Below are 13,106 nucleotides of genomic sequence, written 5' to 3'. Positions count from 1 at the left end.
CAGGCACCCAACGGCTAACGAACACAAGGCGGTTGTGATGAGCGACGGGGAGCGAGCAGTCAGCCCCGCGCCCGCCCCGGCGGACGACGGACGGTCCCGGGTGGGCCCGCCCGTCGTCGAGGCGGCGGGCATAGTCAAACGTTTCGGTCCGACGGTGGCCCTCAATGGCGCCCGGATCACCATCAGGCCGGGCGAGACCCACGCGCTCGTCGGCCGCAACGGAGCCGGCAAGTCGACGCTCGTGTCGGTCCTCACCGGCCTGCAGGCCCCCGACGAGGGAACGGTCACCTTCGGAGGGGGCCCGGCACCACGACTCGCGGACCGCGACGCCTGGCGCCGGCGCGTGGCCTGCGTCTACCAGAAGTCGACGATCATCCCCACGCTGACCGTGGCCGAGAATCTCTTCCTGAACCGGCACGACCATGGCCGCAGCCGGCTCATCAGCTGGCAGGGTGTGCGCCGCCGGGCGCAGGAACTGCTGTCGACCTGGTCGGTGGAGGTCGATCCGCAGACTCCGGCCGGTGATCTGAGCGTCGAGCAGCGGCAGTTCGTCGAGATCGCCCGGGCGCTGTCCTTCGGTGCCCGGTTCATCATCCTCGACGAGCCGACCGCCCAGCTCGACGGAGCCGCCATCAACCGGCTCTTCGACCGCATCCGCGAGCTGCAGCGCCAGGGCGTGACCTTTCTGTTCATCAGCCACCATCTCCAGGAGGTCTATGAGATCTGCGACATGGTGACGGTGTTCCGGGACGCCCGGCACATCGTGACCGCGCCGGTCGCGGAGCTTGCCCGCACCGAGCTGGTCGCCGCGATGACCGGCGAGGCGGCGATCGACCGGCTGCAGGCGCGGTCGAGCACCCTCGACCAGGCCGCCACACCCGCGTTGTCCGTGCGGGCGCTGGGCAGTGACGGTGCTTACGGTGACGTCACCTTCCAGGTGGGCGCCGGGGAGATCGTCGGGCTGGCGGGCGCCGCCGGGAGCGGGCGTACCGAGGTCGCCGAGACCGTCGTCGGGCTCCGGGCGGCAGCGGCGGGCAAGGTGGAGATCGCCGGGAGGCGGCCCCGGCCGGGCAGTGTGCCCGCAGCGCTCGCCGCCGGCGCCGGGTTCGTCCCCCAGGACCGGCACCACCAGGGCTTCGTGCCGGACATGTCGATCGCGGACAACGCCACCCTGTCCGTGCCCAAGCGGCTGGGCCAGGGCGGGTTCCTGAACCGCGGCCGCCGTGACCGGCTCGCCGAGGGCCTGATCGAGAACCTGGCGATCAAGACTCCGGGCCCCGAGCTGCCGGTCTCCGCGCTGTCCGGCGGCAACCAGCAGAAGGTCGTCATGGCACGGGCCCTGGCCGACGACCCGAAGCTGCTGGTGCTGATCAATCCGACCGCGGGCGTGGACGTGCGCTCCAAGGAGTTCCTCCTCGGCAAGGTCGAGGAGACCGCGGAAACCGGCACGGGGGTGCTCATCGCCTCCGACGAACTCGACGACCTGCGTATGTGCGACCGGGTCCTGGTGATGTTCCAGGGCCGTGTGACCTCAGAGATCGCCCGCGGCTGGCACGACCACGAACTCGTGGCCGCGATGGAAGGAGTGGACCTCCATGCCTGAAACCGTCCTCGCGGACCCGGCCACGCCCAAGGCCACCGAGCCCGGGCCCCGGCGGACCGCGCTGTTCGGCGGCCGGATCCCCCTGGCCAGGATGCGCGACCTCGCGCTGGTCCCGGCCATCGTGGTCATCGCGATCGTCGGACAGGTCGTCAACCCGGTCTTCCTCCAGGCCGACAACCTGGTCAACGTCCTCCAGACGATGTCCGAGATGGCCCTGCTGGTCCTCGCCCAGACGATGGTCCTGATCGTCAAGAAGATGGACCTGTCGCTGGAGTCCACCATGGGCCTCGCGCCCGGCGTCGCGGCGTGGCTGGTGGTACCGACCGGCGCGGGCCACGGGCTCGGACTGCTCCCCGGCGCCTGGGCCGTCCTCCTCACCCTCGCCGTGGGCGCACTCGTCGGGGTGATCAACGCCCTGCTGATCATCCGGTTCGGCCTCAACGGCTTCATCGTCACCCTCGGCATGCTGATCGTGCTGCGCGGTGTCCTCACCGGTATCTCCGGCGGCCAGACCTTCTTCCAGTTGCCGGAGTCGATGCTCTACCTGGGCACCGCCCAGTGGTTCGGGATCCCCGCCTCCATCTGGCTCTGCCTCACCCTGTTCGCGGTCGCCATCGTCGTCCTCGGCTGGACCAGCTTCGGCCGTTCCCTGTACGCCATCGGCGGCAACGTCGACGCGGCGAAGGCGGCGGGCATCCGCACGGACCGGGTGCTGTGGATCGTCATCGTCACCGGCAGCCTGCTCGCCGCGCTCGCCGGGCTGATGCTCTCCGGCCGCCTCGCCTCCGTGGCGTCCGCGCAGGGCAACGGCTACATCTTCACCGTCTTCGCCGCCGCCGTCATCGGCGGGATCAGCCTCAACGGCGGCAAGGGGACCATGTTCGGCGCGTTCTGCGGCATCCTGCTGCTCTTCATGATCCAGAACGTGCTCACGCTGGCGGGCGTCCCCGCCCAGTGGATCGGCGCCCTCAACGGCCTGATCATCCTGGTCGCCCTCGCCATCTCCCGCATCACCGGCGGCAAGGTCCAGGAGTGACCCGGGCGGCCGTCGCCGGCCGCCCGACCTCCGCCGCGTTCACGTCTCTCGCGAGGGGGCCGATTCCCCCTTGCCGCTCACAGGAGTTGCCGCCATGTCCTCCACCGTGCCCTCATCCGCCCGCATCATCGCCCTGGACGTCCTGGACGTGCGGTTCCCCACCTCCGAACACCTCGACGGCTCGGACGCCATGAACCCCGAACCCGACTACTCGGCCGCCTACGTGGTCCTGCGCACCGACGCCGGTGACGGACTGGAGGGCCACGCCCTGGCCTTCACCACCGGCCGCGGCAACGATGTCCAGGCCGCCGCCATCGCGGCCCTCGCCCCGCACGTGGTCGGCCTGTCCGTCGAGGAGGTCTGCGCCGACCTCGGCGCCTTCTCCCGCTCCCTCGTGCACGATCCGCAACTGCGCTGGCTCGGGCCCGAGAAGGGCGCCATCCACATGGCCACCGGAGCCGTCGTCAACGCGGCCTGGGACCTCGCCGCCAAGCGGGCCGGGAAGCCCGTCTGGCGCTTCCTCGGCGAGATGACGCCCGAGGAACTGGTCGCGCAGGTCGACTTCCGCTGGCTCAGCGACGCCCTCACCCCCGAGGACGCCCTGCAGATCCTGCGCCGCGCCGAGCCCGGCCGCGAGGAGCGGATCGCACACCTGCTGGAGCGGGGCTACCCCGCCTACACCACCACGCCCGGCTGGCTCGGCTACTCCGACGAGAAGCTGGCCCGCCTGGCGCGCGAGGCCGTCGCCGACGGCTTCACCCAGATCAAGCTCAAGGTCGGGGCGGACCTGGAGGACGACGTACGGCGGATGCGTACGGCCCGCGAGACCGTCGGCGACGGCATCCGCGTCGCGGTGGACGCCAACCAGCGGTGGGACGTCCAGGAGGCGATCGACTGGATGCGCGCCCTGGCCCCCTACGACCCGTACTGGATCGAGGAGCCGACCTCCCCCGACGACATCCTCGGCCACGCCGCCGTCCGCGAGGCCGTCAGCCCCATCAAGGTCGCCACCGGCGAGCACATCGCCAACCGGGTCGTCTTCAAGCAGCTCCTCCAGGCCCAAGCGGTGGACATCGTGCAGATCGACTCCGCGCGGGTCGGCGGCGTCAACGAGAACATCGCGATCCTGCTGCTCGCCGCCAAGTTCGGCGTGCCGGTCTGCCCGCACGCGGGCGGTGTGGGCCTGTGCGAGATGGTGCAGCACCTGTCGATGTTCGACTACGTCGCCGTCTCCGGCTCGACCGAGGACCGCGTCATCGAGTACGTCGACCACCTGCACGAGCACTTCGTGGACCCGGTCCGCATCGCCGACGGCCACTACGTGGCGCCCGGACTGCCCGGCCTGAGCGCGCAGATGCACCCCGCGTCGCTCAAGGAGTACGTCTACCCCGACGGCCCCGTCTGGACGGCCCGTGTCTGACGCCCAGGGCCTCGTCGACGCCCACCACCATGTGTGGGACCTGGACGTCCGGCCGCAGTCCTGGCTGGACGAGCCCGGCCACGAGCCCATCCGGCGTACGTTCGGCGCCGCCGACCTACGCACGGCGGCGACCGCGACCGTCGCGGGTCGGCGGCTGGAGTGCACGGTGCTGGTCCAGTGCGTGACGTCGGTCGACGAGACGCGTGAGTTCCTCGCCCTCGCCGGCAGCGACCCGCTCATCGGCGCGGTCGTCGGCTGGGCGGACCTCACGTCCCCGGCGATCGGTGACGTACTCGACGCACTGCGCGCCGGACCCGGCGGAACGTACCTGCGGGCCCTACGGCATCTCGTCCAGGGCGAAGAGGATCCGGCATGGCTGCAACGGCCGTCCGTGGAACGGGGTCTGCGGGCGGTGGGTGAACGCGGCCTCGGATACGACGTGCTGATCCGCGGCCACCAGTTCCCCCAGGCGATCCGTCTGGCCGAACGCCTCCCCGGCCTCCCCCTGGTCCTCGACCACGCCGGCAAGCCACCCATCGCGCGGCAGGACCTGGACGACTGGGCGCGGGGCGTGCGGCGGCTGGCCGCGCATCCCCACGTGCGGTGCAAGGTGTCGGGCCTGGTGACCGAGGCCGACCACGAGAAGTGGACCGTCGACGACATCCGGCCGGTGTGGGAGGTCCTGCTGGACGCTTTCGGCGCCGACCGGCTGATGTTCGGCTCCGACTGGCCGGTCTGTGTCCTCGCCGGCGGCTGGAACCGCTGGGCCGCCACCGTGGAGGAGCTCCTGGCCGGCTGCTCCGCCGCCGAGACCGAGGCGGTCCTCGCCGGTACCGCCACCACGTTCTACCGCCTCGATCCCGCACGAAGAAAGGAGGGCACTCCATGCTGCTGACCGAACTCCTGCACCCGGGCATCCTCGAAGCCCTGGCGGGCGCCGGGCACGGAGCCCGGGTCCTGCTCGCCGACGGCCACTACCCGGCGAGCACCGCCACCGGCGACCGCGCCAGGACCGTCCATCTCAACCTGGCGCCGGGCCTGCTGGACGTCACCACCGTGCTCGACGTCCTGCTGCGCGCACTGCCCGTGGAGTCGGCGCACGTGATGGTGCCGCCCGAGGGTGAGCCGGAGCCGCCGGCCATCGCCGAGTACCGCTCGATGCTGGCGCCCGTCCCCGTCGAGACCCTCGGCCGCTTCGAGTTCTACGACGCCGCCCGCTCCCCCGACCTGGCCCTCGCCATCGTCACCGCCGACATCCGCACCTACGCCAACCTGCTCCTCACCATCGGCGTCCGCGCTGAAGGGACCCTGAGAACACGATGACACTCGCAGTCCGCTACCTCGCCGCCCGCACCCTGGACACCGCGCCCGCCGAGAGCCCGCCCCCCGGCCCCGGCGAGGTGGAGATCGCCCCCGCCTACGTCGGTATCTGCGGCACCGACCTGCACATCTTCCACGGCGACATGGACGCCCGGGTCGCCGCGCCCGCCGTCCTCGGGCACGAGATGTCCGGCCGGATCGTGCGGGTCGGTACGGGAGTGGAGGGCTGGTCGCCCGGTGACGCGGTCACCGTGATGCCGCTGCGCTGGGACGACACCTGCCCGGCCTGCCGGGCAGGCCACCAGCACATCTGCCAGCACCTGGACTTCATCGGCATCGACTCCCCCGGCGCGATGCAGCAGCGCTGGACCGTACCCGCCACGACCCTCGTGCGGCTGCCCGGCTCCCTCCCCCTGGACCGGGCTGCCCTCGTGGAGCCCACCGCGGTCGCGGTGCACGACGTCGGCCGGGCCCAGGTCACCGAGGGTGAGAAGGCCGTCGTGGTCGGCGGCGGCCCCGTCGGCATCCTCATCGCCCTGGTCGCCCGGGCCGCCGGGGCCGACGTCCGGGTGGTCGAGCTCAGTGCCCACCGGCGACTGCTCGCCGAGGAGCTGGGACTGACCACCTGGGACCCGGCCTCCGACGACATGCCCGAGCTGGTCCGGCGGTGGACCGGCGACGTCGGCGCGGACGTCGCCTTCGAGGTCTCCGGCGCGCAGGGCGGAGTGGACACCGCCGTCGAGGTGCTCGGCGTGCGCGGCCGGCTGTGCCTGGTCGCCATCCACCCCCGGCCGCGCGAGGTGAACCTGCACCGCTTCTTCTGGCGCGAACTCACCCTCGTGGGCGCCCGGTTGTACGACCGTGCCGACTTCGAGAAGGCGGTCACCCTGGTGGCCGACGGCACCATCCCCGCCGAGCGTCTGATCAGCAAGGTCGTACCGCTCACGCAGGCGCCCGCGGCCTTCGAGGCCCTGGAGGGCGGCGGCGACGTGATGAAGATCCTCGTGGACTGCACCGACGACGCCCAGGGAGCCACCCGGTGAACGCCTTCGACCTGACCGGCAGGCTCGCCGTCGTCACCGGCGCCCGCCGCGGCATCGGCCGGGCCATGGCCCGCGCACTCGCCGAGGCCGGAGCGGATGTCGTCGGGGTGAGCGCCTCACTGGAGGAGACCGGCAGCGACGTGGAGAAGGACGTCATCGCCGCCGGACGCGCCTTCGAGGCCATCCGCACCGACTTCGCCGACCCCGACGCCGTCCGCGCTCTGGGCGCGGACCTCGCCGCGCGCGAGCGGCCGGTGGACATCCTCGTCAACAACGCGGGCACCATCCGCCGCGCCCCGGCCGCCGAGCACACCGACACCGACTGGGACCTGGTCCTCCAGGTCAATCTCACCGCGCAGTTCGCCCTCAGCCGGGCGGTGGGCGCGGCGATGGTGGCGCGCGGCCGAGGGAAGATCATCTTCACGGCGTCGCTGCTGAGCTTCCAGGGCGGGATCACCGTGCCCGGCTACACCGCCGCCAAGCACGGCATCGCAGGCCTCACCAAGGCCCTGGCCAACGAGTGGGCTCCGCACGGAGTGAACGTCAACGCCCTCGCACCCGGCTACATCGCCACCGACAACACCCAGGCCCTGCGGGACGACCCCGTCCGCAGCAAGGCGATCCTGGACCGTATTCCGGCCGCGCGCTGGGGCAGCGCCGACGACCTCGCGGGCGCCACCGTGTTCCTCGCCTCGGACGCCTCCGCCTACGTCCACGGCGCCGTCCTGCCCGTCGACGGCGGATGGCTCGGCCGATGACCGCCACCGACCTGGCCTCGGTGCTGGACGGCGCCCGCGTGATGCCGGTGCTGACCGTGCCCTCCGCCGCGACCGCCGGCCCGCTGGCCGACGCGCTCGCGGCGGGCGGCGCCCGATGCGCCGAGGTCACCTTCCGCACCCCCGACGCCGAGCAGGTCCTCAGGACGATGGCCGCCCACGGCGGCCTGGCCGTCGGCGCCGGTACGGTCCTCACGCCCGAGCAGGTGGACCGTGCGGTGGCGGCCGGTGCCCGTTTCGTCGTCTCCCCCGGCTTCGACGAGGCAGTCGTCGCCAGGTGCCACGAGCGGGGGGTGCCCGTGGTGCCCGGCATCGCCTCCCCCACCGAGCTGATGCGCGCCCTGCGGGCCGGCCTCGACACCGTCAAGCTCTTCCCGGCCGAACCGCTCGGCGGCATCCCGATGCTGCGCGCCCTCGCGGCACCCTTCCCCGGGGCACGGTTCGTGCCGACGGGTGGCATCGACGCCCACCGCCTGCCCGCCTACCTCGCCGCCCCGGCGGTCCTCGCCGTCGGCGGCAGCTGGATGGCCACCGCAGCCCATCTGGAGCACGGCGAGTACGGGGAGATCCGCAGGCTGACCGCCGAGGCCGTGCACGGGAGCGCGACGTGACCGACGTGATGGCCCTCGGCGAGGTGATGCTCCGCTTCGACCCGGGCGAGGGCAGGATCCGCACCGCCCGCACCTTCCAGGTCTGGGAGGGCGGGGGTGAGTACAACGTCGTACGCGCACTGCGGCGCTGCTTCGGCCTGCGCACGGCCGTAGTGACCGCGCTCGCCGACAACGCGGTGGGGCGGCTGGTCGAGGATCTGATCCTCCAGGGGGGCGTCGACACCTCGCTGATCCGCTGGGTGCCCGCGGACGGCATGGGCCGCAGCGCGCGCAACGGCCTCAACTTCGTCGAGCGCGGCTTCGGCATCCGGGGCGCGCTGGGCGTCAGCGACCGCGCGGGCACGGCCGTCTCGCGGTTGCGCAAGGGGGACGTCGACTGGGACGCGGTCTTCTCCTCGGGTCCGCGCTGGTTCCACACCGGCGGCATCTTCGCCGGTCTGTCGGACACCACCGTGGACGTCGCGGACGAGGCCATGGCGGCCGCGCGGCGGCACGGCGTGACGGTCTCCTACGACCCCAACTACCGCCCCAGTCTCTGGGACGGCCGGGGCGGCGCGGACCGGGCGCGCGAGGTCGACCTGCGGCTCGCCCGGCACGCCGACGTCGTGGTGGGCGCACTCGGCCTCGCCGGACCGTACCCGGGAGCGGTACGTGTCGAGGCCGACGAGGTACGGGACGCCCTCGTCGAGGTGGCCGGGCTCCTGCCGCGGGCCGAGGTTCTCGCGACGGCCCTGCGGGAAGTGCCCTCGGCCGGGGTCAACGACTGGTCCTCGGCCGCCTGGTCGGCCCGTACCGGGTTCGTCCGCGGCCCGGAGATGTCCGGCTTGCACGTCCTGGACCGGATCGGCTCGGGTGACGGCTTCGCGGCCGGCCTGATCTACGGACTGCTGACCGACAACGGTGACGAGGGCGGACCGGCGGGGGGTGCCGCGCCCGTGGCGGACCTCGACACCGCCGGACTGAGCCGCGCCCTGGCCTACGGCACCGCGCACGGCGCCCTCACCATGACCACCCCCGGCGACGTGTCCATGGCCTCGCTCGCCGAGGTGGAGGCACTCATGGCGGGCGGCTCGGCCGCCGTCAGACGGTGACAGGCATCTGGCGGTCACGCCGTGCCCGCTTCTTCAGGGAGATCAGTTGACACAGCGAAGCATGAGGTGCCGGAGGATCGGGAGCACTCACGTCGAGCTCACCGAACTCGGCTTCGGGGCCTCCGTCATCGGCAACCTCTACCGAGTCACCCCGGCGCACGACGCGCAGGCCGCGGTCGATGCGGCCTGGGAGGCGGGCATCCGGTACTTCGACACCGCACCGCACTACGGCCTCGGTCTCTCCGAACGGCGCCTGGGCGCGGCTCTGCGTGACCGGCCGCGCGACAGCTACGTCGTCTCCTCCAAGGTCGGCCGTCTGCTCGTCCCCAACGAGCATCCGCGGGGCGCCGACGACGAGGGCTTCGTCGTGCGGGACGACCTCCGCCGGCAGTGGGACTTCAGCCGGGACGGGGTCCTGCGGTCCATCGAGGACACGCTGGAACGTACGGGGCTGGACCGCCTGGACGTCGTCTACCTGCACGATCCCGACGACCACTGGAAGCAGGCGGCCGAGGAAGCCATGCCGGCCCTGGCGGAACTGCGCGACCAAGGGGTGATCGGCGCGATCGGCGCCGGCATGAACCAGTCCGCCATGCTCGCCCGCTTCCTGCGCGAGACGGCCGCCGACGTGGTGATGCTCGCCGGCCGCTACACCCTCCTCGACCAGTCGGCGCTGGACGACGTCCTGCCCGCCGCGCGGGAACTCGGCAAGAGCGTGGTGGCCGTCGGCGTGTTCAACTCGGGACTGCTCTCCCGCGACCGGCCCGCCGAGGGCATGAGGTACGACTACCAGGAGGCTCCCCCGGCCCTGGTGGCCCGCGCTCGGACGATCGCCGAGGTCTGCGCGGCGCACGGTACGACGTTGCCCGCGGCAGCGGTCGCCTTCCCGTACAGCCATCCCGATATCATCAACGTCACCCTTGGTATGCGGACCGCGGAACAGGTCGGGCGGAACGTGGAACTCCACCGGCAGCACATCCCCGAAGGCCTCTGGGACGACCTGCGCGCCCTGGGGCTCATCAGGTCGGACGTGCCCACGGCGAACGGGCCCGGAAGGAGCGCGCGGTGTCTCTGACGGACAGGGCGATAGCGCAGATCCGGGAGCTGATCCGCAGCGGAGCGCTGCCGCCGGGCTCGAAGCTCCCGCCGGAACCGGAGCTGGCCGCCCAGCTCGGCCTCTCCCGCAACCTCGCCCGGGAGGCTGTGAAGGCGTTGGCCGTCGCCCGGGTCCTGGAGGTCCGGCGAGGCGACGGCACCTACGTGACCAGCCTGCAACCGAGCCTGCTCCTGGAGGGGCTCGGCGGTGCGGTGGAACTGCTGCAGGGTGATTCCGCCGCGCTGCTGGATCTCATGGAGGTACGGCGGCTCATGGAACCGGTCGCCACCGCGCTGGCCGCCACCCGGATCTCCGACGAGCAGCTCGCCGAGGTCGAGCGGCATCTGGAGGCCATGCGCGAGGCCCGTGACGACGTGGAGCGGCTCAACGTCCACGACGCCGCATTCCACCGCGCCGTCATCTCGGCCACGGGCAACGAGTCCCTGCTCACGCTCCTGGAGAGCATCTCCGGGCGTACGCTGCGCGCCCGCATCTGGCGCGGTCTGGTCGACACCCAGGCCTCGGGCCGGACCCTCGCCGAGCACGAGGCGATCTTCCGGGCACTGTCCGTCCGCGACGCTTCCCTCAGCGAGGCCGCCGCGCTGCTGCACGTCAGCAACACCGAGCTGTGGCTGAAAGCGCACCTGCGTTCGCGGCAGGCCCTCCCGTGGGGCGTGACAGCCCAGGAGTGACAGGTGGGTCCCGCCCGACCGTGCTTCCGGCACTGCTCGACCACCGCTGACACTGCTCGACCACCACGCCGAACAGAACAGCGGTCCCGGGTGGCCGCGCCGTCCGAACGGCACCGGCGGGGCCTGCCCCGACTGCCCCGCCAGGCTGTTCCCTGCCCCATTCGCCGTCCGCGACCAGCCCTTTCACGGTTTCCAGGGGTAACGTTGCCGGAAGTATTGACGCCCTCCGCTTCCCCCACTTAACGTCTGCCCGACCCTACGAACACCGTTCGGCATACCGCACAGACGTGGGAAGGACACCGGGAGGGGACGCCTGAGCGGCAGAGGCGAAGAGCCGCCTCACAGGCGCAGAGAGAAGCGACAGACCTCTCGCCGGGCCGCGCCCACGCGCACTCCGATCGACAACCTCCCAGTCGGCCTCGCACCGCTACCGCCCCGCTCGAACGACAACCGTGTCCTGACCTACAAGCTGTCACCAAGGACGCACCGGCATCGTGTGCCCACTCCCGCCGTCACCACGGCGAAGCGCACCGCACACGGGAGACACACTGCCCGCATCCAGTCGGCCCCCTCCGTGTCGCGCGGTAGCAGGTCCTGTCCCGCCAACACCGAGACCGATCTTCCCGCCATCCCGATATGGGCGCTCCTCGCCCGGTGGTGGCCGTCGCAGAATGACAGGAGATGTGTATGTCCGCGCTTCGCGCCCGACTGTCGGCGATATTGCTCGCCGCGTGCCTGCTCTTCACATCCCAAGCCTTGCTCACACCGGACCGGGCGGCCGCCGCCGACCCGGGCTACCTGATGCTGCACTTCACCGGGGAGGGGTCGACCGGTCAGCAGATGTACCTCGCGCACAGCACGGACGGCCTGCACTGGAACGACCTCAACGACGGAGCGTCGATCCTGCGCTCCACGATCGGCACCAAGGGGGTACGTGACCCCGCACTGGTGAGATCCCCCGACGGCAGCAAGTACTGGATCATCGCGACCGACCTGTGCTGGGGCTGCGGGTCGACCGTGGACGGCTCCATCAACAACGGCAGCCGCAGCATCGTGGTGTGGGAGTCGACGGACCTGGTCAACTGGTCGCAGCCGTGGCTGCTCAACGTCGCCGGAGCCATCCCCGACGGGCGCAACGCCTGGGCGCCCGAGGCGATCTGGAACCCCGAGACCAACGACTACGTCCTGTACTGGGCCACGAACGTGCCCCTCGACGGCAAGACGAAGCACCGCATCTTCTACGCCCGCACCAGCGACTTCCGCACCATCACCACCCCGCAGATCTACATCGACCGCCCCGGCGCCCAGGAACTCATCGACACCCAGATCGTCGAGGTGCCGGCCGGCGTCGGTAACTTCCGCTACGTACGCGCCTCAGGTGACGGCCAGATCACCATCGAAGGCAGCAACTCGATCCTCGGGACGTGGACGAACCTCGGCAACCTCTCCGGCATCGGCCTGACCGGCACGGCGGGCACGACCGGCACGAAGGTCGAGGGTCCGATGTGGATGAAGTTCCGGGACCGCAACGAGTGGGCCCTGTACCTCGACCAGTACGCCTCCCGCGGCGGGTACATGCCCGTCACGTCGACCAACCCCTCCGCCGTCGGCACCTACCAGATTCCGGCGTCCGGCAGCTACAACATGGGCGTCAACAAGAAGCGCCACGGCTCGATCCTGCCCCTCACCGCCGCCGAGGAGTCCCGTGTCCTCGCCCGCTGGTCCAGCACCCCGGCCAAGCGGCTCCAGTCGTACAACTTCCAGGACCGGTACGTGCGCCACGCCAACTACGACGTGCGCATCGACCAGAACGTCAGTACCAGCCCGGACTCCCAGTTCCGGCTGCGCCCCGGCCTGGCAGGCACCGGCACCGTCTCCTTCGAGTCGGTGAACTTCCCCGGCTACTTCCTGCGCCACGCCAACTACGACTTCCAGCTGGTCCGCAACGACGGCACCGCCCAGTTCGCCGCGGACGCCACCTTCAAGCAGGTCGCCGGACTCGCCGACTCCACCTGGTCCTCCTTCCAGTCCTACAACCACCCCGACCGCTACATCCGGCACTACGCCTACCAACTCCGCCTCGACCCCATCACCACGGCGACAGCACGCGGCGACGCCACCTTCCGCGTGACGAACTGACCCGACTCCGGACAAGGATGCCGACGCCTCTGGGAGGGCGTCGGCATCTCCTTTCGCCGCGGTGTCTTCCCTCTGAAGGTTCGCGAGAAGCACGCAAGGGGGAGCGAGGGAGGACGGAGGCCCGACCCGCGCCGCATACGACGACATGGGTCGGGCCTCCATCCGCTGAAGACGTGCGCCGACGGGTCGCCCACAAACCGGTCTTATTGTTGCTGCTCCTTCCGTGGGTGGATGGGCACTGAGGACATGACGAGGTCCCGTGGCCGGACCGACCGGCCA

At 71.5% G+C, this 13,106-nt stretch carries 12 protein-coding genes; all 12 read left to right on the top strand.

Going from position 1 to position 13,106, the window contains the following annotated elements; all coding sequences use genetic code 11:
* Window positions 1-37 precede the first annotated feature (37 nt).
* The 12 genes from ACFY9I_RS22825 (at window position 38) to ACFY9I_RS22770 (ending at window position 12,827) form a co-directional block, all read left to right on the top strand.
* Complete coding sequence (locus tag ACFY9I_RS22825) at window positions 38-1,603, top strand: ATP-binding cassette domain-containing protein (protein ID WP_391004400.1); 1,566 nt, start codon at window positions 38-40, stop codon at window positions 1,601-1,603.
* Window positions 1,596-2,639: an ABC transporter permease gene (locus ACFY9I_RS22820; protein WP_391004398.1), complete on the top strand. Its 1,044-nt coding sequence runs from the start codon at window positions 1,596-1,598 to the stop codon at window positions 2,637-2,639. The genes ACFY9I_RS22825 and ACFY9I_RS22820 overlap by 8 nt, the downstream gene beginning before the upstream one ends.
* Window positions 2,640-2,733: 94 nt before the next feature.
* Window positions 2,734-4,059 (top strand): enolase C-terminal domain-like protein, encoded by a 1,326-nt coding sequence (locus tag ACFY9I_RS22815; RefSeq protein WP_391004397.1) that lies wholly within the window; start codon window positions 2,734-2,736, stop codon window positions 4,057-4,059.
* Complete coding sequence (locus tag ACFY9I_RS22810) at window positions 4,052-4,954, top strand: amidohydrolase family protein (protein ID WP_391004395.1); 903 nt, start codon at window positions 4,052-4,054, stop codon at window positions 4,952-4,954. Before ACFY9I_RS22815 ends, ACFY9I_RS22810 begins: the two co-directional genes overlap by 8 nt.
* Complete coding sequence (locus tag ACFY9I_RS22805) at window positions 4,945-5,382, top strand: RbsD/FucU domain-containing protein (RefSeq protein ID WP_391004393.1); 438 nt, start codon at window positions 4,945-4,947, stop codon at window positions 5,380-5,382. Before ACFY9I_RS22810 ends, ACFY9I_RS22805 begins: the two co-directional genes overlap by 10 nt.
* Window positions 5,379-6,422, top strand: coding sequence for an alcohol dehydrogenase catalytic domain-containing protein (locus ACFY9I_RS22800; protein WP_391004391.1), 1,044 nt, complete (start codon window positions 5,379-5,381; stop codon window positions 6,420-6,422). Before ACFY9I_RS22805 ends, ACFY9I_RS22800 begins: the two co-directional genes overlap by 4 nt.
* Complete coding sequence (locus ACFY9I_RS22795; protein ID WP_391004389.1) at window positions 6,419-7,180, top strand: SDR family oxidoreductase; 762 nt, start codon at window positions 6,419-6,421, stop codon at window positions 7,178-7,180. Before ACFY9I_RS22800 ends, ACFY9I_RS22795 begins: the two co-directional genes overlap by 4 nt.
* Window positions 7,177-7,809 (top strand): bifunctional 4-hydroxy-2-oxoglutarate aldolase/2-dehydro-3-deoxy-phosphogluconate aldolase, encoded by a 633-nt coding sequence (locus ACFY9I_RS22790; protein WP_391004387.1) that lies wholly within the window; start codon window positions 7,177-7,179, stop codon window positions 7,807-7,809. Before ACFY9I_RS22795 ends, ACFY9I_RS22790 begins: the two co-directional genes overlap by 4 nt.
* On the top strand, window positions 7,806-8,900 hold the full coding sequence (locus tag ACFY9I_RS22785) for a PfkB family carbohydrate kinase (protein ID WP_391004385.1): 1,095 nt from the start codon (window positions 7,806-7,808) through the stop codon (window positions 8,898-8,900). The genes ACFY9I_RS22790 and ACFY9I_RS22785 overlap by 4 nt, the downstream gene beginning before the upstream one ends.
* Window positions 8,901-8,961: 61 nt before the next feature.
* The gene (locus tag ACFY9I_RS22780; protein ID WP_391004383.1) at window positions 8,962-9,975 is read left to right on the top strand and encodes an aldo/keto reductase; all 1,014 of its coding nucleotides are present in this window, start codon (window positions 8,962-8,964) and stop codon (window positions 9,973-9,975) included.
* Window positions 9,966-10,688, top strand: a complete 723-nt coding sequence (locus ACFY9I_RS22775) for an FCD domain-containing protein (RefSeq protein ID WP_391004381.1) — start codon at window positions 9,966-9,968, stop codon at window positions 10,686-10,688. Before ACFY9I_RS22780 ends, ACFY9I_RS22775 begins: the two co-directional genes overlap by 10 nt.
* A 687-nt stretch (window positions 10,689-11,375) precedes the next feature.
* Window positions 11,376-12,827 carry an AbfB domain-containing protein gene (locus ACFY9I_RS22770; RefSeq protein ID WP_391004379.1) on the top strand — a complete coding sequence of 484 codons (1,452 nt, stop codon included), beginning with the start codon at window positions 11,376-11,378 and terminating at the stop codon, window positions 12,825-12,827.
* Window positions 12,828-13,106: the final 279 nt, after the last annotated feature.

Source organism: Streptomyces sp. NPDC012510, from assembly GCF_042955065.1.
Classification (GTDB): Bacteria; Actinomycetota; Actinomycetes; order Streptomycetales; family Streptomycetaceae; genus Streptomyces.
Note: the sequence above shows the minus strand (reverse complement) of the source record. Positions and strands in the feature narration are given on the sequence as shown.

Coding starts and splice junctions, on each gene's coding strand:
- ACFY9I_RS22770 (WP_391004379.1), top strand. CDS start 11,376: ATGTCCGCGCTTCGCGCCCGACTGTCGGCGATATTGCTCGCCGCGTGC.
- ACFY9I_RS22805 (WP_391004393.1), top strand. CDS start 4,945: ATGCTGCTGACCGAACTCCTGCACCCGGGCATCCTCGAAGCCCTGGCG.
- ACFY9I_RS22790 (WP_391004387.1), top strand. CDS start 7,177: ATGACCGCCACCGACCTGGCCTCGGTGCTGGACGGCGCCCGCGTGATG.
- ACFY9I_RS22820 (WP_391004398.1), top strand. CDS start 1,596: ATGCCTGAAACCGTCCTCGCGGACCCGGCCACGCCCAAGGCCACCGAG.
- ACFY9I_RS22800 (WP_391004391.1), top strand. CDS start 5,379: ATGACACTCGCAGTCCGCTACCTCGCCGCCCGCACCCTGGACACCGCG.
- ACFY9I_RS22815 (WP_391004397.1), top strand. CDS start 2,734: ATGTCCTCCACCGTGCCCTCATCCGCCCGCATCATCGCCCTGGACGTC.
- ACFY9I_RS22825 (WP_391004400.1), top strand. CDS start 38: ATGAGCGACGGGGAGCGAGCAGTCAGCCCCGCGCCCGCCCCGGCGGAC.
- ACFY9I_RS22780 (WP_391004383.1), top strand. CDS start 8,962: ATGAGGTGCCGGAGGATCGGGAGCACTCACGTCGAGCTCACCGAACTC.